The 24,491-nt window shown below is 64.3% G+C and carries 17 protein-coding genes; 2 read left to right on the top strand and 15 right to left on the bottom strand.

Features of this window, described 5'->3' with window-relative positions; translation table 11 throughout:
- Positions 1 to 10: 10 nt before the first annotated feature.
- From CHB97_RS16760 to CHB97_RS16750, 3 genes are all read right to left on the bottom strand, one after another.
- The gene (locus CHB97_RS16760; protein WP_153205592.1) at positions 11 to 337 is read right to left on the bottom strand and encodes a flagellar hook-basal body complex protein FliE; all 327 of its coding nucleotides are present in this window, start codon (positions 335 to 337) and stop codon (positions 11 to 13) included.
- 20 nt (positions 338 to 357) lie between these two features.
- Entirely contained in the window at positions 358 to 777 is a 420-nt protein-coding gene (flgC, locus tag CHB97_RS16755) for a flagellar basal body rod protein FlgC (protein ID WP_089289137.1), read from the bottom strand.
- 174 nt (positions 778 to 951) lie between these two features.
- On the bottom strand, positions 952 to 1,347 hold the full coding sequence (locus CHB97_RS16750; RefSeq protein ID WP_089289136.1) for a hypothetical protein: 396 nt from the start codon (positions 1,345 to 1,347) through the stop codon (positions 952 to 954).
- Between the two features lie 159 nt (positions 1,348 to 1,506).
- Here CHB97_RS16750 and fliI point away from each other — a divergent pair, with 159 nt between their 5' ends.
- Entirely contained in the window at positions 1,507 to 2,904 is a 1,398-nt protein-coding gene (gene fliI, locus CHB97_RS16745; protein WP_089289135.1) for a flagellar protein export ATPase FliI, read from the top strand.
- Between the two features lie 6 nt (positions 2,905 to 2,910).
- Here fliI and CHB97_RS16740 read toward each other — a convergent pair whose 3' ends face one another.
- The 7 genes from CHB97_RS16740 to CHB97_RS16710 all read right to left on the bottom strand — a co-directional run bounded on the left by CHB97_RS16740 (position 2,911) and on the right by CHB97_RS16710 (position 12,235).
- Positions 2,911 to 5,367: a membrane-bound PQQ-dependent dehydrogenase, glucose/quinate/shikimate family gene (locus CHB97_RS16740; RefSeq protein WP_089289134.1), complete on the bottom strand. Its 2,457-nt coding sequence runs from the start codon at positions 5,365 to 5,367 to the stop codon at positions 2,911 to 2,913.
- Positions 5,368 to 5,452: 85 nt separating this feature from the next.
- Positions 5,453 to 6,952, bottom strand: a complete 1,500-nt coding sequence (locus tag CHB97_RS16735) for a DUF1217 domain-containing protein (protein ID WP_089289133.1) — start codon at positions 6,950 to 6,952, stop codon at positions 5,453 to 5,455.
- Positions 6,949 to 7,263: a hypothetical protein gene (locus CHB97_RS16730; protein WP_089289132.1), complete on the bottom strand. Its 315-nt coding sequence runs from the start codon at positions 7,261 to 7,263 to the stop codon at positions 6,949 to 6,951. The genes CHB97_RS16735 and CHB97_RS16730 overlap by 4 nt, the downstream gene beginning before the upstream one ends.
- A 69-nt stretch (positions 7,264 to 7,332) precedes the next feature.
- Complete coding sequence (locus CHB97_RS16725; RefSeq protein ID WP_089289131.1) at positions 7,333 to 7,773, bottom strand: flagellar biosynthesis repressor FlbT; 441 nt, start codon at positions 7,771 to 7,773, stop codon at positions 7,333 to 7,335.
- A gap of 31 nt (positions 7,774 to 7,804) precedes the next feature.
- Positions 7,805 to 8,158 (bottom strand): flagellar biosynthesis regulator FlaF, encoded by a 354-nt coding sequence (gene flaF, locus CHB97_RS16720; RefSeq protein WP_160105945.1) that lies wholly within the window; start codon positions 8,156 to 8,158, stop codon positions 7,805 to 7,807.
- Between the two features lie 192 nt (positions 8,159 to 8,350).
- The gene (locus tag CHB97_RS16715; RefSeq protein ID WP_089289129.1) at positions 8,351 to 9,301 is read right to left on the bottom strand and encodes a flagellin; all 951 of its coding nucleotides are present in this window, start codon (positions 9,299 to 9,301) and stop codon (positions 8,351 to 8,353) included.
- A gap of 210 nt (positions 9,302 to 9,511) precedes the next feature.
- The gene (locus CHB97_RS16710; protein ID WP_089289128.1) at positions 9,512 to 12,235 is read right to left on the bottom strand and encodes a TonB-dependent receptor; all 2,724 of its coding nucleotides are present in this window, start codon (positions 12,233 to 12,235) and stop codon (positions 9,512 to 9,514) included.
- Positions 12,236 to 12,734: 499 nt separating this feature from the next.
- On the opposite strand from CHB97_RS16710, the gene CHB97_RS16705 reads away from it, so the two are divergent.
- Positions 12,735 to 13,712: a LysR family transcriptional regulator gene (locus CHB97_RS16705; protein ID WP_089289127.1), complete on the top strand. Its 978-nt coding sequence runs from the start codon at positions 12,735 to 12,737 to the stop codon at positions 13,710 to 13,712.
- A gap of 31 nt (positions 13,713 to 13,743) precedes the next feature.
- Here the strand turns inward: CHB97_RS16705 and CHB97_RS16700 are convergent, their stop codons facing one another.
- The 5 genes from CHB97_RS16700 to CHB97_RS16680 form a co-directional block, all read right to left on the bottom strand.
- Entirely contained in the window at positions 13,744 to 15,156 is a 1,413-nt protein-coding gene (locus tag CHB97_RS16700) for an efflux transporter outer membrane subunit (RefSeq protein ID WP_089289126.1), read from the bottom strand.
- Positions 15,153 to 18,248, bottom strand: a complete 3,096-nt coding sequence (locus CHB97_RS16695; protein ID WP_089289125.1) for a multidrug efflux RND transporter permease subunit — start codon at positions 18,246 to 18,248, stop codon at positions 15,153 to 15,155. Before CHB97_RS16695 ends, CHB97_RS16700 begins: the two co-directional genes overlap by 4 nt.
- Positions 18,245 to 21,400, bottom strand: coding sequence for an MdtB/MuxB family multidrug efflux RND transporter permease subunit (locus CHB97_RS16690; RefSeq protein WP_089289124.1), 3,156 nt, complete (start codon positions 21,398 to 21,400; stop codon positions 18,245 to 18,247). Before CHB97_RS16690 ends, CHB97_RS16695 begins: the two co-directional genes overlap by 4 nt.
- On the bottom strand, positions 21,397 to 22,593 hold the full coding sequence (locus CHB97_RS16685) for an MdtA/MuxA family multidrug efflux RND transporter periplasmic adaptor subunit (RefSeq protein ID WP_089289189.1): 1,197 nt from the start codon (positions 22,591 to 22,593) through the stop codon (positions 21,397 to 21,399). The genes CHB97_RS16690 and CHB97_RS16685 overlap by 4 nt, the downstream gene beginning before the upstream one ends.
- 154 nt (positions 22,594 to 22,747) lie before the next feature.
- Entirely contained in the window at positions 22,748 to 24,490 is a 1,743-nt protein-coding gene (locus CHB97_RS16680) for an ABC transporter ATP-binding protein (RefSeq protein ID WP_089289123.1), read from the bottom strand.
- Position 24,491: the final 1 nt, after the last annotated feature.

Genomic DNA, 24,491 nt, shown 5'->3' with positions numbered 1-24,491 from the left:
CCTCCGCCGGTCAGACCGGCATCCGCATGATTTCCAGATACGCGTTCACCAGCTTGTCGCGCACGGCGACGGCGGCCTGCACCGTCAGTTCCGCCGACATGGTGGCCTGCACCACTTCCTGGGTACTGGCCTTGCCCTGCAGCCCGGCGGCAGCCGTCTTTTCGCCCTGGCGGACGGTGTTGATGGCATCCTTGACGGCATTGCCCACCAGTTCGGGGAAGCTGCCGCGCTTGGGCAGGGTGATGCCGGCCACCGGCTGGGCAGGACCGGCAATACCGGCCAGCTTGCCGGCGGCATAGGCGCTGGTGACGCCGGCGGTGGGAACGATGATGCTCATATTTCCTACCTCTGACGGGATCAGCTGCGCAGCATGTCGATGGTGCGGCCCAGCATGGTGCGGGCCTGCTGCATTACATTCAGGTTGGCGTCATAGGAGCGCCCGGCCTCCCGCATATCCATGGCTTCGACCAGACTGTTAACGTTGGGCGTCTTGATATAGCCATTCTCATCCGCTGCCGGGTGGCTGGGGTCATAGCGCAGGGTGAAGTCGCTTTCATCCCGGCCGATGCGCTTGACCTCCACCTTGTCGGCGGAAAGGGCGCGGTCCAGCACGCTGGAAAACACGATGGTCTTGCGGCGATAGGGATCGCCGCCCGCCACCTCGGATGTTGAATTGGCATTGGCCATGTTTTCCGCCACCACGCGCAGGCGGGTGGCCTGGGCCTTCATGCCGGCCGCGGCAATGCCGAAGGAACTGGTCAGATTGTCGATGGACATGGCCCGAACTCCTCGTGTGATACCCATTTGGGGCGGGCTTGCCCGGCCCAAATGGGTTGGCGCATTGAGCGCCCGCGCACCCATGTGCGCGTAAGCCAAGCCGCCGGATGGCGGCGCCCGGCGCCTGAGGGCCCCCTTGACCCGTGCAACGGGTCAAGGGGGAAACGAAAAGGTTCAGCGCGTGTTGAGGGCGAGGCGCAACATGCCGGCATGTTTCTGGAACAGGTTGGTGGCCAGATCATAGGCCTGGCGGATATCCGCCGATTTCACCATCTGCTCTTCCAGCACCACGCCATTGCCGTCGGGCGCCATTTCATAGGTGGCACTGCGGCGATCTTCCTTGAAACCGGCATTCTGGCGCAGCGGGGTCAGGTGGTGCGCATCAGTGCGCGCCTGTTCCGCGTTGCCGCCGCTCATCACCGCCTGGAAATCGAAGGGTTTCAGGTCGCGTGCCTTCACGCCCGGCGTGTCGGCATTGGCAATATTCTCCGCCACCAGCTTGTGCCGGGCGGTGAGATATTCCATGCGATGGCTGGCCAGATTGAACAGGCCGATCGAATTCAAATCCATCCGCTGCTGCCCCGTTTGCGTGTGGCGTCGGTCGGGGCGGATGTTTCCATGCGCGGGCTTAAAGCGGCGTTTAAGCCGGTGCGGGCTTTAATCGGCTTTAAACCCCCGCTTTCAAGATGGGCTGCACATCACGCAGCAGCAGCGAAGAAGGCAGCCGCCATGACCATCCTGGCCGGGCTTTTGGCCGATATCCAGCAGATCGAGGGACCGCGTTTCCACGGACAGGTTGTCACCTGTTCCGGGCTGGCGCTGGAGGTGGAGGGGCTGGAACGCCGGCTTTCCGTCGGCGATGGCTGCCGGGCCTTCACCCGCGACGGCAAGCCGGTCCCGTGCGAGGTGGTGGGGTTCCGCCAGGGCCGCGCCGTGCTGCTGCCCTTCGCCCCGCTGGAAGGCATCGGCCTGGGGTCAAAGGTGGAGGCAGGCACGGCCATGGGGCTGGTGCGGCCCCATGCCGGCTGGCTGGGCCGGGTGGTGGATGCCTTTGGCAAGCCGATGGATGGCAAGGGCGGGCTGCTGCGCGGCGATGATAATCGCAGCCTGCGCGCAGCCCCGCCGCCCGCCTTTGACCGCCGCCGCATGGGGGCGCGGCTGGAAACCGGCATCCGGGTGATGGATAGTTTCGTGCCGCTCTGCCAGGGCCAGCGCCTGGGCATCTTCGCCGGGTCGGGTGTGGGTAAATCCACCCTGCTGGCCATGCTGGCCCGGTCCAGTGCCGCCCAGGTGAATGTGATCGGCCTGATCGGCGAACGCGGGCGAGAGGTGCAGGAATTCATCCAGGATGATCTGGGGGAAGATGGGCTGGCCCGCTCCGTCATCATCGTCGCCACGGGGGATGAGCCGGCGCTGGCGAGGCGACAGGCGGCCTATCTGACCATGGCGGTGGCGGAATTCTTCCGTGACGCAGGCCATGACGTGCTGTGCATGATGGACAGCGTCACCCGCTTCGCCATGGCCCAGCGCGAAATCGGCCTGTCGGCGGGGGAGCCGCCGACCACCAAGGGCTATCCGCCCAGCGTCTTCGCCGAGCTGCCCCGGCTGCTGGAACGCGCCGGGCCAGGGCGGGACGGCCAGGGCGATATTACCGGCGTCTTCACCGTGCTGGTGGATGGCGGCGACCATGATGAACCGGTGGCCGATGCCGTGCGCGGCATCCTGGATGGCCATGTGGTGATGGATCGCAAGATCGCCGAACGGGGCCGCTATCCGGCTATTGACGTGCTGAAAAGCGTCTCCCGCGCCCTGCCCGGCTGCCATTCGGAAGCGGAAAACGCCACCATGCAGGGTGCCCGCAGCCTGCTGTCGCGCTATGAGGCGATGGAGGAGATGATCCGCCTGGGCGCCTATCGCCTGGGCAGTGATGCGGAGGTGGATCAGGCCATCAAGGCCAACCCGTCGCTGCAGGAATTCCTGCGCCAGCGCAAGGGTGAAAGCACGCCCAGCACCACCAGCTTTGAGGTGCTGGGCCAGATCGTGGCGGAAGTCACCGCCCCGCCCCCCCCACCCCCGCCGGAACCGGAAGCGCGCAAGCCGGGTGCGCCAAGGGGCAAGCGGGGGTGACGTATTTTACTGCGGCGGCAGGGCATAGGCGATCAGTTCATCGCCGATGGGGGTTTCCATGAAATGATGACCGCCAGCCATGATCACCAGATATTGCCGCCCCTCTATCTCATAGGTCATCGGGGTGGCCTGACCGCCAGCGGGCAGCGTATCCTGCCAGACGGTTTCGCCGCTGCGCAGGTCGATGGCGCGGATCAGGTTATCCGTGGCCGCCGCAATGAAGATCAAGCCGCCCGCGGTCACCACGGCCCCGCCATTATTGGGCGTTCCGATCTCAAATGGCAGGCCGGAGGGGATGCCGAACGGACCGTTGCGGCGGGCCGTGCCGAAGGGCCGGTCCCACAGGGTTTTGCCGCTGGCAAGATCAATGGCGCGGATACCGCCATAGGGGGGCTGCTTGCACAACAGACCGGTCAGGGGCAGGCGCCAGCCGGCATTGACATTGATGGCATAAGGTGTGCCCGCCTGCGGATCGCCTGCGCCTTCAGCGCCGCTGCCCATATCGCCACCGCGCTCCTGGCCGCGCGGCGCCCAGCCCAGTCGGTCTGCCTCCGCGCGGGGGATCAACTCATTATGGTTGGGCATGTCGTTGTAATTGGCGATGATCAGCCCGTGCACGGGGTCCACCGCCACCCCACCCCAATCCGACCCGCCATTATAGCCCGGATATTCGATGGAATGCCGGCCCGAGGTCGGCGGGGTATAGAAGCCTTGGTAATAGGCTTGGCGGAACTGGATACGGCAGATCATTTGATCGATCGGCGACATGCCCCACATGTCCCGTTCAGTCAAATCCGGCTTGCGCAGCGTGTGGTAGAGGGAGAAAGGCTGTGTCGGTGACCGTTGTTCCGGTTCCACCCCGCCCTGGGGAACCGGTCGTTCTTCCACCGGCGTCAGCGGCTGACCGGTGCGGCGGTCCAGAATATAAATATCGCCCTGCTTGCTGGGCAGCACCAGGGCCGGCACCGGCCCATTGGCGGTGTTAAAATCCACCAGTGTGGCCTGCGAGCCCAGATCATAATCCCAGACATCATTATGGACAGTCTGAAATGACCAGGCGACGTGGCCGCTGGTCACGTCCAGCGCTACCAGGGAGGTGGAAAAGCGCTTTTCCGCTTCTGTGCGCGACCCGCTCCAGTAATCCACGGCGGAATTACCCATCGGCAGATAGACCAGCCCCAGCTCTTCATCCCCGCTGGCGGTGGTCCACATATTGGGGGTGCCGCGCGTATATTGATCGCCTTCCACCGGCAGGCCGGTCAGGTCCGGGCGGGCCATGTCCCAGGCCCAGCGCAATTCCCCCGTCACCGCATCATAGCCACGGATGACACCAGACGGGGCCGACCGTTTCTGCCCATCCAGCACCTGATGGCCCAGCACCACCACGCCCCGCACGATGGTGGGGGGTGAGGTGACGGAAACCATGCCGGGCACCACCTCCCCCATGCCTGCGGTCAGATCAACCGTACCGTTGGTGCCGAAGCCGGTGCAGGGCTGGCCGGTGGCCGCATCCACCGCAATCAACCGGGCATCCAAGGTGCCTTCAATGATGCGTTCGGCGCACAGACCCCGCTGTGCCGGTGTCAGCGGTGCCGGGGTGTTTTCTGCCGTGGTTGCGGGGGGTACTGCATAATAGGCAACACCCCGGCAGGCGGCGGTATAGGGAATGGCGGCATCCGGCACACGCGGATCATGCCGCCAGACCTGTTTGCCGGTGGCCGCATCCAGCCGGATCAGAATGTTCTTGGCGGTGCAGAGATAGAGGGCGTCACCGATCTTCAACGGCGTCGTTTCAGCCCCATACTTGTTTTTCGCCAGATCGCTCTGCGGCACGTCGCCCGTATGATAGAGCCAGGCACGCTGCAGCGTTCCAACATTATCAGGCGTGATCTGGTTCAGCGGGGAATAACGCCGGGCGCTGTAGCTGCCGCCATAGGCAGGCCAATCGGCCCCAGGTTGCAGGGGGGCCGGATCATCCATGGCCTGCCTGCCGGATGGCGGCAGGGCGGCTGGGGCCGGCGGTCTATCCCACCAGGCGATGCCGGCCCCACCCAACAGGGCCAGCAACAGAATGGCTGAGACCGCGCCGAGCACATGGGAGAACCGGTAACGGCCCGGCGTCAGCCCCGGCAGGGCCAGCACCACCAGGATGAGCAACAGCAGCGGGCCGACCAGACGCGGCACCAGGGCCCATTTATCCAGCCCCACCTCCCAGAAGGCCCAGGCGAGCGTACCCAGGAAGACCAGGATATAGAGCCAGGCACCCGCCGCACGGCCGGTAACGATCAGGCCACCGGCCAGCAGCAGGCCAATCCCGGCCGCCAGATAATAGGGCGAGCCGCCCAGCGCCAGCAGCCAGCCGCCGCCGCCGGTGAGCGCCAGCCCAATGAGAGCCAGCAGCAGCCCCAGCAGAAGGGTCAGCGGATTACCGCCGCGCCCGCGTGTCTGTGGATCCCGCACCATCGTCCATCTCCCTTGTCCGGCAAAGCCATACAAGGGGAAGACAGGGGAAGACGGATGGTTCCATGACCAGGAAGCGCAGCCGCCCCTATCGCCGTCCGCGCGGCAGGGTGACGGCCGCCATCAGCGTGTCGGCGCTGATCGTCGACCGCCCGGAGAAAAGCTGAAGCACGGGGGAGGTGCCGGTGCCGACGGCACCATTGCCCTGCACATCCCACATCATCATGAATTTCTCCACCAGCCGCTTCACCTCGGCCGGGTCTTTCAGCTTCTTGATATCAAGTCGCTTTTCCAGCATTCCCACCTGCCGGTCGATATCGGCGCGCGCCACCTCCTCCGGCAGGCCAAAGGCGGTGCGCACCACCTGGGACAGGGCCTTGTCCGCCAGCACGGAATACCAGTTGCTGATGCTGCCCGCCTTGCGCTCAAAATAAAGCCCCAGGCGCAGCGCTTCGTTGGTATTGCCGGCGGAGACCTCGAAGCTCATCCGCTCATACCGGCTGACGATATCCTTGATGAAGGGCGGACTGCCGCGCCGCATGGTGCCGGTGTTATTGAGGCTGAAACTGACGGCCAGCGCCGTTTCCTTGGCCCCCGCCTTGACCGCAAACGAGTTGCTGTCGCTGGGGTTGCTCTCCAGCACCTGGCGCAGATATTTCGTATCCCCGGCGCGGTCGCCCAGATCGAAGGCGGCCAGCACGATGCCGCGCAGCTTGGCATCCTTCAGCAGTTCATCCGTCCCGGCACCGGCCGACAATTTCTGCTGCACATAGCTGACATCGCTGCGCACCTGCCAGCGGGCGGCAAAGGCCGTCTTCTGCTGATCATAGCTGCGCATCAGCATCGTATATTGGTTGGCGCTGGACAGGGCACCGGTATTGCCCTTGGCCGTATCCCAGGCGGTGAAGAAGGCATCGCGCAGGCGGCCCTGATCAACATCATTGCCCTTGTACTTGCCAAAGGGCATGGCCTTTTCCAGCGTGGCCGCCTGCGCCTTCACATCCGCCGGACCATAGGGGTCAGGCAGGCCGAAGGCCATGCGGGCCACCTTGGCCAGCTTTTCATCGGCCAGCACGGAATCCCAATCGGCCTTGCCCGTCACGCGCCGGGTGAAATCCAGCATCATGCCCAGGGCTTCGTTCTTCTGGCCTACATCTGCTTCAAACGCCTTGGTGACATAGGCGTCGGAAATCTGGCTGACGAAGGAGCTTTTCACCGTCGATCCGCCAAAATTGAAGGCGGCGGCCAGCTGCTTGAAACGCACATCATTCAGCCGGCTGGCATAGGACCGGCTGTCCGACAGGTCGCTTTCCAGCACCTTGCGGATCAGCGCCTGGGAATTGACCTGATCTTCCAGCCCGAAGGCCCGCATCACATAGGTGTAAAGTCGCCGGTCGCCCATCAGATCATCGACGGACGCCACGGTCGGCAGTTTCTTGCGGGCATAATCGGCATCCGCCTTGTTCTGCTGGTCATTGCGCACCAGCCCCATCTGGCGGTCCAGGGTGGAGTTCAGCACCTGCCATTGCGACAGGGTGGAGCCATAGCCGGCCGTGATGGTTGCAGCGCCATAGCCGGTGATGCTCACAGCTTGATCTCCCGGCTGGGGCTGTCCGCCGGCTCTTCCTGCAAGGCATAGCCAGGGGGAATGCGCAGCAGGATATCGCCGGTGCGCGGGTCGATCACCTCGGTGAAGATGCGCTGGGTCTGCGGGTCCAGCACCACACGATAGGGGCGGCGCTCGCTGGATGGTTCAGGCGGCGCTGCCGCCGCCTCTTCCCGCGCAGTGTCGGCCCCCCGCGCCTCATCCGCACGCGCCGGCGGCTCCACCCGCACCAGCCGGTAAAGGCGGGACGGGTCGGAACCGGAAACGGGTTCGATCGGCTTGGCTTCTCTCATGGTCACTCCTTCCGCAGGCTCTGGCGTGCGGCGACGGGACCGGCCTTGCAGCCCTTCGTATGCGGGCGCCTACGCACCCACCGCCGCTTCTGACGGGGGTTCGACCGGGGCAGCCACCATTGACGGCGGCAGCAACATATCCTCATAGGCGATAACCGGCCGCAGGGCCGCCAGCGCCTTGTAGAAATCGCCTTCCCGCACATGCCGGTCAGCATCCGCCAGATGATGGGTCATCTCCGGATCGCGGATGGCCAGCCGCAGCTGGGTGATGAAGGTGGCATAAAGCGGCAATTGCTGGGCCGCATGTTGCGGGTCCAGCAGCATGGCCTGGATGGTGTAATAGGTGCGCTTGACCGGGGTGACGGCATCCTGCGGCTGCAGGATGCTGCGCCCGGTCATCACCTGGGCATGGTTGGCCACGGTGACCGTGTTGCGGTGGCGTCCGTTCTCGATCACCACCCCATTGACGATGAATTTTTCAAAGGGCTTCAGCTTCAGCTTCAATCCCATGATCGATCCCCTTAGAAATCGGCCGTTAATATCAGTCAGGCCGGCGGTCGGTCAGGCCCTGGATGATTGCCCGGTTGACATCAACCAGGGGGGCCAGCGGCCGATCCGATTGCAGGGCCTGGCCGCTATAGCGGTCCACCCACAGGCCGAGCGAGATCAGGTTGGCCCGCAGCTCAACCGGCAGCAGGTTCCCCTCCTCCCCCAGATCGGCGACCAGCGTGTTCCATAACATGCGGTTGCGGGAAACGGCATGGATGCGCGCCTGGCGATCCTCCCCCCGCCCGGCGGATTCCAGCTGCAGGGTGACCTGTTGGAAAACCCGCCGCTCCAGCTCCCGGGGGGAGGAGGTGTCCTTCATGGACTGTCGATAGGCCGTAATGCTCATGGACGCACCGTCCTGGTTTTTCAAGAAATGGCCTGACCACCTTACCCGGTACATATTAAATGGCGATAAAGTATAGAGTTAAATGGAGATTAAAATAAGAACGATAAATTTACTGAATATCTTCAAAAATATAGAAATGGAAAAATTGGGGCCACCGTTTCCGGTGGCCCCAGACGCAAGAACAGGCCGCTATTAACGGAACAGCGACAGGATGTTCTGCGGGGCCTGGTTGGCGATGGACAGCGCCTGGGTACCCAGCTGCTGCTGCACCTGCAGGGCCTGCAGACGAGCGGATTCTTCATTCAGATCCGCGTCGACCAGAGCACCGATACCGGTATTCAAGCTGTCCACCAGCTTGCTGGTGAAGTCCTGCTGCAACTCCAGACGGGTACCGACAGCACCCAGCTCGGCGGCATAGGCGGTGACCGTGTCCATCTGGGTGTCGATTTCGGCCTGGATGGCCTTGGCCATGGCGGCACGGTCAACCGAGGTGGTACCGGCCTTCAGCGCGGCAGAGATGCCGGTGATGAAGTCGGTCACGGTGGCGCCGGTGCCGGCATTGTAAGCGGCCGTACCGGTGGTGACACCGGTCGTCGGGTTGGTGGTCTGCTGCGTCACCGTCGCCGTCGGCGGGGTGGCGCTGGCACCCAGGTTCTGCGCCTTGATGCTGTCGGTCACGGCCGACACGCCGGTATCGTCGCGCTTGACCGAGACGACCAGGGTGGTGGTCTTGATATTGTCCAGCAGGTTTTCGCCGTTATAGCTGGAAGCCTTGATGGTGGACGTCACCTGGGCGACCAAGCTGTCGATTTCGTTGGCGATCTTGTCGTGATCAACCGAGGCGGACGTGGCCAGGGTCAGCTGATCGTTGATCTTGGACATCAGGCCGTTGATGTTTTCCACACCCACGCGGGCGGTGGAGACCGTGGCGGCGGAGAGCGAGATATTCTCGTTCAGCACCTTCAGGGCCGACACGTCGGACTTCATGGTGGTGGCGATCGACCAGTAGGACGAATTGTCCTTGGCGGTCGACACCTTCATGCCGGTGGAAATACGGTTCTGGGTGGTTTCCAGATTGGCAGTGGTGGAGCGCAGCGTCTGGAGCGCAACCATCGAGCCGACGTTCGTCAGAATAGAAGCCATGATCTGTTTCCTTCGTGGATGGATTTGGATCTAGCGCCTTCTGACGCTGCCGCCCTGGCCCTGGGGGCCATCTGGCAGATGCCCACCTGTCTGGGACCGGGGCTGGGGCCTACTCTGGCAGGGGAAGGTTAAACCTGGTTAAAAAAAGAAACCCCGCCGGCAAGACCGGCGGGGGTGGGAGGCGGGGAGGAAGGGCGGAGCGGAACGGGATCAGAACTTGTAGGAGACGCCCAGCAGATAGCGGCTGCCATATTTTTCGTAATTGATGGTGTTGCGGGTATCGTCATTCTCATAGGTCACAAAAGCCTCGTCGGTGAGGTTGTAACCCTGGAGAACGATGGACAGCCCCTCCAGATCGCCTTCCTGGAACTCATAGCCGATCTGGGCATCGACCAGCGTTTCGGCCTTGCCATTACGCAGGGTACGGCCCTCACCGAAACCATTCACCTCTGCCCGGTACTTGGAACGGTGCGAGACGGAGACACGGGCGGAGATGCCGTTCAGGTCGTAATAGAAGGTGCCCTGCGGCGTCCATTTGGAGAAGCCGGGAATCGGCTGGCTGGAACCGGGGCCATCGGGCGAAATGCTGGTCTTGGTGTAACCGACATTGGCCGTCAGGCCGAACCCTTCCAGCGCCGGGTGAATATCCTCGAACGGCAGGGACAAGGCCAGTTCCACGCCCTTCAGCGTGCCGCCATCGCCATTGACGGGGCGGGTATTGAGACCCAGGTTGGTCACCGGCGCCCGGTTGCCGGTATAGGCAAAGCCGGTAAAGTCAAAGACTGTCGCCTGCTTGTAGATATAGGTCTTCAGATCCTTATAGAAGCCATTCAGGGCAACATAGCCGGCCTTGCTGAAATAATATTCGTAGGTGACATCCAGCGCATTGGCCATCCAGGGCTTCAGCTGGGCATTGCCACCTTCCGCCTTCCAGGCCGAAACATCGGGGTTGGTGTTGTTGACGCGGGTTTCATCAAACGTCACCTTGGTGGAGGCGCGCAGCTCATCCGGCCGGGCCCGCGCCATCTGCCGGGAGAGGCCAACGCGGATTTTATGATCCGGGTTGGGCAGGGCAAACACCAGATTGGCCGAGGGCAGCAGCTCGGTATATTTCAGCCCATCGGTGCGCATGACGAACAGGCCGGGGCCGGTCACGGCAGCGCCATAGCTGCTCTGGTCGGTATGCACCACCTGCAGGCCGACATTCCCGGTCAGGGTGACGTCGCCCAAATCCTGTTCGATATCGGCCTTGATGAAGCCGGTGACGATATCTTCGTTGAGATCCCAGGGGCTGACGGCGCAATCCACCCGCGGGCAGGCGATCTGCGTGTAGAAGCCATTGCCCAGCAGATAGCGGGGATCATAGGCGATGACATTGCCCACCCCGATGAAGGAAAGATCGGCCGCCCCGCCGACCAGGGCGGCGGCGGGAATGGGGACGGACGTGTTGTGCTTGGGGTCTTTCACATTGGCGGTCAGCGCCAGATAGAATTCATCCTGGCGGTACGTCTTGTCACGGGAGGAGTAATTGACCCCCAGCTTGACGGATTTCACGGCGCTGTCGTCGAATTCCTTGGTGATGTCGCCGCGCACGGCCCACAGCTTGTCATCAACATGCGGCTTGTTGAGATAGCCATCCTGGCCACCGGGCACCACATCCCCGCCCCAGCCCTGCGGGCCGGTCAGCAGGATCAGCGACGGGTCGGCATAGTTCAGGCGGCTGGTCAGGCGGTTGCCATCGTTGCCGGTGGTGAAATCCACCCGGTCGGTGGCCCCCACCCCGGCACGGCCGGTGCCGGCATAGGTTTCCAGCCGCTCGCTGTCGCGCTTCACCTTGCTGTAGCTGGCATCCAGGGCCAGGGTCCAGCTATCCACCGTATATTTGCCGTTCCAGCCGGCGGAGAACAGGTCGGACTTGGTGGTGCGCATGTCGTTGCGCACAACACCCTTCACATTGTTGAAGCTGCCTGCCGTCACCAGACCATTATCGACCGAACCCACCACCGGGGTCAGGCCACCCCAATAGAAGGGCATCTCCACGCCGCGCTGAATCTGGTCATCATCGAAATGGGAATAATAAAGGTCCAGCGTGGTGGCAAAATTGTCGGTGGGTTCATATTCCACCGTGGCGGTCACGCCGGTACGCTTCAGCGTTTCGGAATTCACCCGGTTTTCAATGCCGCCCAGCACACGCGGCGGCGTGTCCGCCGGCCCGGAGAGCGGATAGCCCCAGGCGCGGGAATATTTGGTCTGGGTCGGCTGGTTGATATGGGCCACGCTGATGGCAACCCCCAGCGTGTCATTGGCGAACTGGTCGACATAGGCACCGGTGACGCGATAGCCCAGCTTGTCGCTGTCGGGGTTCAGCTTGCCATTGCCGGCCAGTTCAGTGCGGGCCGACATGGCCATCACCCGCTTGCCATGCTGCAACGGGCGCATGGTGCGCAGGTCCACCGTGCCGGCCAGACCCTGGCCGACCACGCCGGCTTCCGGTGACTTATAGACCAACACGCTGCTCATCACTTCCGACGGGTATTGGTCGAACTCGACGGAGCGGTTATTGCCGGTGCTGACCTGTTCACGCCCGTTCAGCAGGGTGGCGGTGAAATCCGGCCCCAGGCCGCGCAGGCTGATCGACTGGGCGCGGCCATCGACGCGCTGGGCAGCAATACCCGGCAGGCGGGCAATGGCCTCCGCAATGGAATTGTCCGGCAGCTTGCCAATATCCTCCGCCGAGACAGCCTCAACGATCTGGCTGGATTCCCGCTTCAGGGCGATGGCATTTTCCAGCGACTGGCGATAGCCGGAGACGACAATCTCATCAAGCGTATCGCCAGCCGGGGCCGCCTGGGCCAGCGCCAGACCGGCCGGCAGCAGCGAAATGGCGGCAACCGTGACGCCCAGCGCCAGGCGCAGATTCTTGTGCTTGGACATTCCTACTCACTCCCCAAAGCGTCGATGACGCTGCTTGTTCTTCGTTGAACCGTCAATTGGTCGCCTGACACACAGGCAAACCGGTACCATTCCCGCCGGGGAGCGCCCTGCCCCTTCGGCGGATTGTCACGTCTTGTTTGGAAGTTGCTCAACAGAACAGGGATCAGGACCAAATATTATGGTCACCGCTGTTTGTGTATCGTCAAACGCTCCCCAGATTTCCCTGAATGGTTAACAGGACAGGTCGCTTGCTGCTTCCATCCTTTGCCATTCCTGTTTCTTTGTCACCCCCGGCAAATGTCGGGGGAACGGACTTGATCTGGGGTTAGTTTAGATAAAAAGCCCCTTCCATCGGGAGCATGAAAATACGTATGCAGTGATTTGTTGCAATGCGACGCATACGTATTCAGTTACCGGCCAGCAACAAACCGGCTTCGGCTTGCAAAGTGTGGCCTGGATGCCCACTCTTCTGCCCTGGTTTCAGCAAGGGGTGGCGGCCATGGACAGGCTTCAGGCGATGCAGGTTTTCGTGCGCGTGGTGGATGCCAATGGCTTCGCCCGTGCCGCCGATACGCTGGGCCTGCCGCGTGCCTCCGTCACCACCATCATCCAGAATCTGGAAGCCTATCTGGGCGTGCGGCTGTTGCAGCGCACGACCCGACGGCTGAACCTGACACTGGATGGTGCCGCCTATTACGAGCGCGCCCAGCGCATCCTGGCCGACATCGAAGAGGTGGAGGGCTCCTTCTTCGATGAAAAGCGCAAGCCGCGCGGACGGCTGCATGTGGATATGCCGACCTCCATCGGGCGGCTGATCGTGGTGCCCTCCCTCTGCGGCTTCAATACGCTCTATCCCGATATCGAATTGAAACTGGGGATGAGCGACCGGCCCATCGACCTGATCCAGGAAGGGGTGGATTGCGTGCTGCGGGTGGGCGATCTGCCCGTCTCCTCTTCCCTGGTGGCGCGGCGGATCGGCTTGCTGTCGCGGTTGACCTGTGCCAGCCCGGCCTACCTGGCCCGTTATGGCATCCCGGCCTCACCGGACGATCTGGCCCTGCATAAGGGCGTGCGCAAATTCACCACCCAGTCCGGCCGGCTCAGCGAATTCCATTTCGCCATCGATGGGGAGACTGTGGAACGGCCCGTCCGCAGCGCCATCGCCGTCAATGACAGCGAGGCCTATGTGGCCTGCGGGCTGGAAGGGTATGGGCTGTTGCAGCCCGGCCGCTTCATGGTGCTGCCCCACCTGCAAAGCGGCGCGCTGGTGGAGGTGCTGGCCCCCTGGCGCCCCGCCCCGGTGCCGGTGCATGTGGCCTATCCGCAGAGCCGGCAACTGTCGCCGCGCGTGCGCGTCTTCATTGACTGGATCATCGGCATTTTCCAGGGCTGCCCCCTGTTGCAGGGGGAAGACGGCATGGCGGAGTGTGGAAAGGAACTGATGGCCGCAGAGGATGAAAGCTGCACGCTGGCCTGAGGATGGTTGCAGGGGCATGGATGCCCCCCGCTCACCGCGCCGCCTGCCACCCGCCGCCCAGCGCCTCCAGCAGGGCCACCGTCGCCGTCAGCCGGTTCTGGCGGACGGTCAGGGCCGATTGGCGGGCCGATAAGGCCGCCGTCTGGGCGGTAATCACCTCCGTATAGCCCACCGTGCCGGCCTTGTACTGGTTCAACACGATGCGTTCGGCCTCCGTCGCCGCCGCCACGGCCTGATCGCGCGCATCGATCTGGCCTTGCAGGGCGTTCAGGCTGGAAAGCTGATCTTCCACCGCCTGCAGACTGGTCAGCACCGTCTGGCGATAGCTGGCCACCTGCTGGTCATAGGCGGCGATGGCCTGCGCCTTGGCGGCGTCACGCGCGCCGCCGTCGAACAGGCTTTCCGCCAGTTGCGGCCCCACCGACCAGACGAAGTTGGAGGCGCGCAGCAGATCGCCGAGGGCCGAAGCGCTGAAGCCGCTGCTGGCACTCAAGGTGACATTGGGGAAATAGGCGGCACTGGCCACACCGATCTTGGCATTGGCCGCCGCCATCCGGCGTTCCGCCACCACAATATCCGGCCGGCGTTCCAGCAGGCTGGCCGGCAGGGCGGCGGGCACCGCCGGCACCTGGGTCGGCAGGTCGGCCACGGGCAGGGAGAAATCAGCCGGCGGCTTGCCCACCAGCACGGCAATGGCATGTTCCAGGGCTGCCCGCTGGGATGTCAGCGCGATGGCATTGGCCCGGGCGCTGTCATATTGCGCCTGGGCCTGGGCCACATCGGCCGAAGAGCCCAGATCAGATGCACGACGGTTGCGGGCGATTTCCAGGGAGCGCTGATAGGCGGCCACCGTGGCCGCCAACAGCTTGGACTGGCTGTCCAGCGACCGCAGTTGGAAATAGGCGGTGGCCAGCGCCGTCTGGGCCGACAGGCGGGCCGCTGCCAGTTCGGCGGCACTGGCCTGGGCCGTGGCCCCCGCCTGTTCGGAAGCCCGGCGGACTGAGCCCCAGATATCCGGGGCCCAGCTTGCCCCCAACGTCAGGCTGCGGCTGTTACGGTAACTGGTTGTCTCCCGCCCGGTCAGCGTGCTGCTGCTGTTGCTGCGCGCCCGGCTGGCCGCGGCACTGGCGCTGACCGTGGGGAAGAAGGCGGCATCGGCGGAATCCACCGCCGCCAGCGCCTGACGATAGGCGGCCTCTGCGGCGGCAAGGTTCTGGTTGCCCACCTCCACCTGCCGCATCAACCCGTCCAGTTCGGCATTGGCGAACAGCGACCACCATTGGTCCTGCGCCACGCCGGCAGGATTGGCCTGCCGCCAGCCCTCGGGCTGTTCCTTGAACTGGCTGGACAGCGGGGCCTGCGGCTTCTGGTAATCCGGCCCGGCGGTGCAGGCCGCCAGGGGAAGGATCAGGCCCAGGGAGAGGATCAGGGGATGGGGTTTCATGCGCCGGTCTCCGGTGCCGTCACGTGGGGTATCGGGCGGTCGTCACGCCGTCCCCGCAGCCGGTCGAGGTAAAGATAGACAATGGGTGTGGTGAAAAGCGTCAGAAGCTGGCTGATGACCAGCCCGCCCATGATGGCAATGCCCAGCGGCTGGCGCAGTTCGGCCCCATCGCCGGTGCCGATGGCCAGCGGCACCGCCCCCAGCAAAGCCACCATGGTGGTCATCAGGATGGGGCGGAAGCGCAGCAGGCTGGCCTGCCGGATCGCCGCTTTCGCCGTCAGCCCCTGGTGGCGCTGCGCATCGAGCGCGAAATCGATCATCATGATGGCGTTCTTTTTCACGATACCGATCAACAGGATGACGCCGATCAGGGCAATCAGGCTGAATTCCGTATCGAACGCCATCAGGGCCAGCACCGCCCCCACCCCCGCCGATGGCAGGGTGGAAAGGATGGTGATGGGGTGGATATAGCTTTCATAGAGCATCCCCAGCACCACATAGACCGCCACCATCGCCGCCAGGATCAGCAAGGGCTGGTTGGACAACGAGGACTGGAACGCCTGGGCCGTGCCCTGGAAGCCGCCATGCACGCTGGCCGGCATCCCGATATCGGCCGCCGCCCGGTCGATCACCTGCACCGCATCGGACAGTGACTTGCCCGGTGGCAGGTTGAAGGAGATGGTGGCGGCGGCGAAATGCCCCTGGTGATTGACGGCCAGCGGCGTGGTGCCGAAACCATGGCTGGCAATGGCCGACAGCGGGATCATGGTGCTGGGCTGGCCGGCCGCAGCGGTCTTGGCGATGAAAATCTGGTCCAGGGTGGAGGGTTCCTGCCAGAAGCGCGGGGCCAGTTGCATCACCACATGATACTGGTTCAGCGGGTTATAGATGGTGGATACCTGCCGCTGCCCGAACGCATCATAGAGCGTATTGTCAATCTGGCTCATGCTGATGCCCAGGCGGGCTGCGGCATCGCGGTCGATGACCAGCGCCACCTCCTGCCCGCCGGTCTGCTGGTCGGAATTGACATCCGCCAGTTCCGGGGACTTGCGCAGCGCCTCCGTCAGCCGGGGCGTCCAGGTGCGCAGATCGTCCAGATCGTCGGCATAGAGCGTATATTGATACTGGGCATTGCCGGGGCGGCCGCCGACGCGGAAATCCTGTGCGGCCTGCAGGAACAGGCTGGCGCCTGGCACCGGGGCCAGCTTGCCGCGCAGCCGGGCAATCACCTGATCGGCGGACATCTTGCGTTCCGCCAGCGGCTTCAGGGAGATGAACATATTGGCGGAATTCAACTGGCCACCGCCGGTGAAGCCCACCACCGTTTCCACCGCCGGATCATCCTTCACGATGGCAACGAAGCGGCGCAGCTTGTCCTGCATCGCCTGGAAGGAGATGGTCTGGTCGGCCTGCACCATGCCCATGATGCGGCCCGTATCCTGCTGGGGGAAGAACCCCTTGGGGATGGCGCCGAACAGATAGACATTCAGCGCCACCGTGCCCAGCAGGGCCAGCAGCACCAGACGCGGATGGGCCAGCGCCCGGTCCAGCCCATGGCCGTACCAGCCTTGCAGCCGCTCAAAAAAGCCGCCCTGGCCGCGTTCATGCGCGGCGCGCGGCGACAGAAGATAGGCGCACATCATCGGCGTGGCGGTCAGGGAGACCACCAGCGACACCATGATGGCGGCCGACAGGGTGACGGCAAATTCATTGAACAGCCGCCCCACCACCCCGCCCATCAGCAGGATGGGGATGAAGACCGCCACCAGCGACACGCTCATGGAGATAACGGTAAACGCCACCTCCCGCGCGCCCAGCAGGGCCGCCTGAAAGCGGCCCATGCCGGCTTCGACATGGCGGGTGACATTTTCCAGCACCACGATGGCATCATCGACCACGAAACCGGTGGCGATGGTCAGCGCCATCAGGGACAGGTTATCCAGGCTGTAGCCCATCAGGTACATCACCCCGAAGGTGCCGCAGAGCGAGACCACCGTGGCGACACCGGGGATGAAGGTGGCGCGGATATCACGCAAAAACGCGAACACCACCAGGATCACCAGCCCCACGGCGATGGCCAGCGTATGTTCCACATCCTTCAGCGAAGCACGGATGGTGGTGGTGCGGTCCATCGCCACGGCCAGATCAATATCGCCGGGGATCATCTGCCGCAGTTCGGGCAGCATGTCGCGCACCCGGTCCACGGTTTCGATGATATTGGCACCGGGCTGGCGGAACAGCACCATCATCACCGCCGGCTGACCATTGGCCAGACCCAGGTTGCGCAGGTCTTCCACGCCCTGCGTCACCTCTGCCACATCGGTCAGCTTCACCGCCGCGCCGTTGCGATAGGCGATCAGCAGGTCGCGGTAATCCTCTGCCTTGCGGGCCTGATCATTGGTCAGCACCTGAAAGCGCTGGCCATCCTGTTCAATCGCCCCCTTGGGCGTATTGGCATTGGCGGCCGACAGGGCGCTGCGCACCTGTTCCAGCCCGATGCCATATTTGAACAGGGCGTTGGGGTTCACATCCACCCGCACGGCCGGCAGGGAACTGCCGCCGATATTGACCTGCCCGATACCCTTCACCTGCGACAGTTTCTGTTGCAGCACAGTGGCCGCCTGATCATAGACCTGACCCGCCGTCATGCTGGCCGAGGTCATGCGCAGGATCATCACCGGCGCGTCGGCCGGGTTGACCTTGCGATAGGTCGGGTTGCTGCGCAGGCTGGTGGGCAGGTCGGCGCGGGCGGCGTTGATCGCCGCCTGCACATCGCGCGCCGCCCCGTCAATATCGCGGTCCAGGCCGAATTGCAGGATGACGCGGGTGGAGCCGGTGGAACTGGAGGAGGTCATCTCCGTCACATCGGCGATCTGGCCCAGATGGCGTTCCAGCGGCGTGGCCACACTAGTGGCCATCGTCTCCGGGCTGGCACCGGGCATGGAGGCCTGGACGGAGATGGTGGGGAAATCCACCTGCGGCAGCGGCGCCACCGGCAGGGAGAAGTAAGACAGTATCCCCGCCAGCGCGATGCCGATGGTCAGCAGAGTGGTGGCGACCGGCCGGCGGATGAAGGGTTCCACCAGGCTCATGACGCGACCTCCCCTTCAGCCGCCGTGGCCGGCTTGGTGCCGCGCAGGCGGCGGGACAGGCTGTCAAAGGCCAGATAGATCACCGGGGTGGTGAACAGGGTCAGCACCTGGCTGACGATCAACCCGCCGACGATGGAAATACCCAGCGGCTGGCGCAGTTCCGACCCCATGCCGGTGCCCAGCATCAGGGGCAGCGCCCCCAGCAGGGCCGCCATCGTCGTCATCATGATGGGGCGGAAGCGCAGCAGGCAGGCCTGATAGATCGCCTCTGCCGGGGCCATGCCCTGGTTACGCTCCGCATCCAGGGCGAAGTCGATCATCATGATGGCGTTTTTCTTGACGATGCCGATCAGCAGCACGATGCCGATAATGCCGATCACCCCCAGATCGCTGCCCGCCAGCATCAGGGCCAGCAGCGCCCCGATGCCCGCCGATGGCAGGGTGGAGAGGATCGTCACCGGATGCACGAAGCTCTCATACAGCACGCCCAGCACGATATACATCGTCACCACGGCGGCCAGCACCAGGAACAGCTCATTGGCCAGCGAGGCGCGGAAGGCGAGCGCCGCCCCCTGGAAGCTGGTGACGGTGCCGCTGGGCACACCCAACTCCGCCTCCGCCTTCTCAATCGCGTCCACCGCCTGGCCCAGGGCCACACCGGGGGCGGTGTTGAAGGAGATGGTGTTGGCCGGGAACTGGCCCAGATGGCTGATCAGCAGCGGGGCCACGGTTTCCTTCACCGTGGCGAAGCTGGAGAGCGGCACCTGCCCGCCGGTGCTGGAGGTCAGCCGGATGCTGTCCAGCGCCTCCACCGACCCGTGCAAAGCCGGATCGGCCTGAAGGATAACCCGGTACTGGTTGGACTGGGTGAAGATGGTGGAGATGATGCGCTGGCCGAAGGCGTTATAAAGGGCCGCATCGACATTGGCCGCCGTGATGCCGTAGCGCGCGGCACTGGCCCGGTCGATGGTGATATAGACGGCCAGCCCCTGATCCTGGGCATTGCTGCCGACATCGGCCAGTTCCGGCAGGGTGGAGAGCTTTTGCACCAGCTTGGGCGTCCAGGCCGCCAGCGCGGCCGGATCGGCATTTTGCAACACGAACTGGTACTGCGCGCGCGATACGGTGCTTTCCACCGTCAGATCCTGCACCGGCTGCATATAAAGGCTGATGCCCGGCACGGCGGACGTCGCCTCGGTCAGCCGGCGGATGATGGCGCTGATATCGGCGCTGCGCTCTTCCTTGGGCTTCAGGTTGATCTGCATCCGCCCGGTATTCATGGACGCGTTGGTGCCATCCACCCCGATGAAGGAGGAGAGGCTTTCCACATCCGGGTCTTTCAGCACGATATCGGCCAGCTTCTGCTGGCGTTCCGCCATGGCACTGAAGGATGTCGTCTGGTCGGCCTGGGTGATGGCCTGGATCAGGCCTGTATCCTGCAGGGGGAAGAAGCCTTTGGGGATGGTGATATAGAGAAAGGCCGTCAGACCCAGCGTGCCCAGCGCCACCAGCAGGGTCAGCCGCGCATGGCGCAGCACCCAGCGCAGGCAGACCGCATAAAGGTCCAGCACCCGGTCGAACCAGCCCTTGGGCTTGGCTGCCTCATGCTCCCCCTTCTTATGCGGGCGCAGCAGCACGGCGCACAGCATCGGCACCAGGGTCAGGGAGACAAAGGCCGAAATCAGGATGGTGACGGCCAGGGTAATGGCAAATTCCCGGAACAGCCGACCCACCACATCGCCCATGAACAGCAGCGGGATCAGCACCGCGATCAGGGAGACGGTCAGCGACAGAATGGTGAAACCGATCTGGGCGGAGCCTTTCAGCGCCGCCTGCAGCGGTGTCTCCCCCTCCTCCAGATAACGCGCGATATTCTCAATCATCACGATGGCGTCATCGACCACGAAGCCGGTGGCGATGGTCAGCGCCATCAGGGAGAGGTTGTTGATGGAGAAGCCGGCCAGATACATCACCGCGAAGGTGCCGACCAGCGACAGCGGCACCGACAGGCTGGGGATGATGGTGGCCGGCACATTGCGCAGGAAGACGAAGATCACCGCCACCACCAGCGCCACCGCCAGCCCCAGCTCCACCTGCACATCGGCGACCGAGGCGCGGATGGTGACGGTGCGGTCGGTCAGTACCGTCAGTTCCAGGGAGGCCGGCAGGGAGGCTTTCAATTCCGGCAGCAGTTTTTTGATATTATCCACCACCTCAATGACATTGGCGCCGGGCTGACGCTGCACATTGACGATGATGGCCGGTTCCTTGTCCTTCCAGGCCGCCAGATAGGTGTTTTCCGCCCCATCCGTCACCTGCGCCACGTCGGACAGGCGGATGGGCGCATTGTTACGATAGGCCACGACCAGATGCCGGTATTCATCAGCACTTTTCAGCTGGTCATTGGCATTGATGGTGTAGGAGCGCGACGGCCCGTCAAACGTGCCCTTGGCAATATTGACGTTGGCGGCGGCAATGGCGGTGCGCATATCCTCCAGCGTCAGGCCATAGGCGGCCAGCGCGTGCATATTGGCCTGAATGCGCACGGCCGGGCGCTGCCCGCCGCCCAGGCTGACCAGACCGACACCGGGCAGTTGGGAGATTTTGCGCGCCAGCCGGCTATCCACCAGATCGGCCACCTGCGGCAGCGGCATGGTGGCCGAGGTGATGGCGAGCGTGATGATCGGCGCATCGGCCGGGTTCACCTTGGCATAGATGGGCGGGGCCGGCAGATCGGTCGGCAACAGGTTGGAGGCCGCATTGATGGCGGCCTGCACCTCCTGTTCGGCCACATCCAGGCTGGTTTCCAGCCCGAACTGCAAGGTGATGACCGAGGCCCCGCCCGAACTGGCCGAGGACATCTGTTTCAGCCCCGGCATCTGGCCGAACTGGCGTTCCAGGGGGGCGGTGACCGAGGAGGTCATCACATCCGGGCTGGCGCCGGGATACAGCGTCTGCACCTGGATGGTGGGGTAATCCACCTCCGGCAAGGCGGAAATGGGCAACATGCGATAGGCGACGATGCCCACCAGCAGGATGGCCACCATCAGCAGGGTCGTCGCCACCGGCCGCAGGATGAAAATCCGCGACGGGTTGACACCGCCACCCGTCCCACTGGCCGACCCGCCGGATTCAACCGGGGTGTCTGTCATTTGCCGGCCCCCTGGTGCTGGCCCGTGTGCTGGCCCGGTGCACCGTCAGCAGCGGCGGCACGGTCGCCCGCCACCTTGGCCACCATGCCATCACGCAGCTTGTCGGTACCGTCGGTCACCACCTTTTCCCCCGGTTCCAGCCCGGCATTGATGGCGACCTGCTGGCCAAAGGCGGGACCAGGGGTCACCGGCCGGACGGAAACCTTGTTTTCCCCATCCAGCACATAGACGAACGGCCCCTTCGCCCCCTGCAACAGGGCGGCGCTGGGGATCAGCGTGGCATCGGCCCGCGTCTCCACCCGCATTTCCACATTGACGAACTGGTTGGGGAACAAGGCCTCGTCCCCATTATCGAAGCTGGCACGCAGCTTCACCGTGCCGGTGCTGGTGTCGATGGCATTATCCAGCGTGGTCAGCCGGCCTTCGGCCAGCTTGGTCTTGCCGGCCCGGTCATAGGCGGTGACGGCCAGGGTGGCACCCTGGTGCAACTGCGCCCGCACCGCTGGCAACTGATCTTCCGGCAGGGTGAAGATGATGCTCATCGGCTGCATCTGGGTGATGGTGACGATGCCATTGGCATCACCCGTGGTGACGTAATTGCCGGGATCGACCACCCGCAGGCCGACCCGACCGGAGACGGGGGCGGTGATGCGGGCATAGGTCAGGTTCAGCTTGGCCGTATTGATCTGGGCCATGTCGCTGGCGACTGTGCCTTCATATTGCTGCACCAGGGCTTCCTGGGCGGTCAGTTGCTGGCGGGCGATGCTGTCCTGCTGCACCAGCACGCGGTAACGCTCCAGATCCAGCTTGGCATTTTTCAGCAGCGCCTGATCGCGCTGCAACTGGCCCTGATACTGGCTGAGCGATAATTCATAGGGGCGGGGATCGATCTGGGCCAGGAAGTCGCCCAGCTTCACCGTCTGGCCTTCCTGGAAGCCAACCTCCACCAGTTGGCCGGAAAGCTGCGGGCGGACGGTGATGCGCGACAGCGGCGTGACGGTGCCCAGTGCGCGCACGGTGACCGGCAGTTCCCCCTTGGTCACCGGAGCGGCGACCACCGAAGGCACCATGCCGGCACGGCCGCGCCCGACATCCGCCGCCGGCGGGCGATGCAGGATGACCCAGCCCAGAAGCCCCACCACCGCAACGCCGCCCAACACCCAGGCACCAAGCCGGAGCCGCCCATTCGCCATCTTGATCACCGGTTTTTAAACAATCTTATGGGATTTCATACGCCGCTAAATCTTTCGCCCTGCATTACTTTTATTTAACACGGGCTGGCAGCAGCGCCCCCCATCCCATGGTGATGGTGGCGTAAAGGCAGGGAATGCGTATTTCAGGCAGCGATCATTGCTGCCCCTGCCACAAGGTTGCATAGATGCCTTGCTTGCCCAGCAAGGCGTCATGCGTGCCCTGTTCGACCAGACGCCCCTGATCCAGCACCAGGATCAGGTCGGCATCCTTCACCGTATGCAGCCGGTGGGCGACAACCAGCGTCGTGCGGCCCTGGGCGAAGCCGTCCAGAAAGCCCTGCACCGCCCGTTCGGTCAGCGAATCCAGTGAGGCCGTGGCCTCATCCAGCAGCAGGATGGGGGCGTCCTTCAAAATGGCGCGGGCCAATGCCAGCCGCTGGCGCTGGCCGCCCGACAGCCGGGCCCCACCCTCCCCCACCGCCGTGTCATAGCCATCGGGCAGGCTGGCGATAAATTCATCCAGCAGGGCGGCCCGGGCGGCCATCCGCACCGCATCCCGGCTGGCACCGGGGCAGCCATAGGCGATGTTGGCATGGATCGTATCGTCAAAGACGCCGCTTTCCTGGCTGACCAGGGTGACATGCTGGCGCAGCGAGGACAGGGTGACGCCCCTGATATCCTGTCCATCGATCAGGATACGGCCGGCATCCGGATCATGGAAACGCGGGATCAGGTTCAGCAGGGTGGATTTGCCGGCCCCCGAGCGACCGACCAGCCCCACCTTGGCCCCCGGCGGGATATCAAGGCTGAGGCCGGTCAGCGTCGCCGGGCCGTCCCCATAGCCAAAATTCACCTGTTCAAAGCGGATCGCCCCCTGCGGCCGGGGCAGGTCAACCGCGTCGGCCGCCTGCGCGATCACCGGGGCGGTGTCGGCCAGATCGAACAGCCGGGCCAGGGCAGCATCGGCATTGCGCCGCGCCACCATGGCAGCGGCCAGCCGGCGCAGCACCAGGGAGATGGCGACGAAGCCGCTGGTAAAGGCCACCAGCGTGCCGGCCCCCGGCCCAGCACCGGACAGGCCCGCCCCGCCCAGCAGGATCAGCGCCGCCAGCCCGATGCCGCCAATCAGCTCCATCAAGGGGGTGGAGAGCGCATGGACATGGATTTCACCGGCATAGGCATTGGTGGTGCGGTCCATGGCGGCCCAGGCGCGCGCCACCTCCGGCCCTTCCATGCGGTAGGTCTTCACCTGCCGGATGCCTTGCAGCAACTGGCCCAGCCGCGCCGCCATGCGAACAATTTCCGCATTCAGCGTGGCGGAATGGGCGGCGGCACGCCGGCCCAACTGGCGGATCGGCAAGGCGCCCAGCGCCAGCGCCATGAAAGTGAACAGGCTTAACCGCCAATCGACCCAGAACATCCAGCCGACCAGGGCCAGCATGGTGACCAGATCGCGCCCCACTGCCCCCAGCCCCGGCCCCAGCATATTCTGCACCAGCAGCGTATCCCGCTGCACCTGGGCAACAATGCCGGTGGAGACACGGGCCTGAAGATAGGCCAGATCGGCCCCGATCAGCCGCGCCACCACCTGTTTCTGCAAGGCGGAGACGGCGCGCGTGCCGGCCACGGAGAGCGATATCATCTGCCCATAGCCGCCAACACCGCGCAGCGCGGCGAACAGCACGGCCGCCCCCGCCAGCAGCGCCAGTTCCCCGCCGGAGACGCTGGCGGCGAAGGCGCGGTCGACGACGCGCTTCAGCAATTCGGTCTGGGCCAGGGTACCCGCCGTCACCAGCCCGGTGCCCAGCACCCAGACCAGCAGGCGGCCCCGCGACTGCTGCCAGATATCGGCGAACAGCCGCCCCCATAGCCGCATGGCCGCCCTTGTATCCGGCATC

It is taken from the genome of Azospirillum sp. RU38E (assembly GCF_900188385.1).
Taxonomy (GTDB): Bacteria; Pseudomonadota; Alphaproteobacteria; order Azospirillales; family Azospirillaceae; genus Niveispirillum.
The sequence above is the reverse complement of the archived record's forward strand: the minus strand, read 5'-3'. Positions and strand labels throughout refer to the sequence as shown.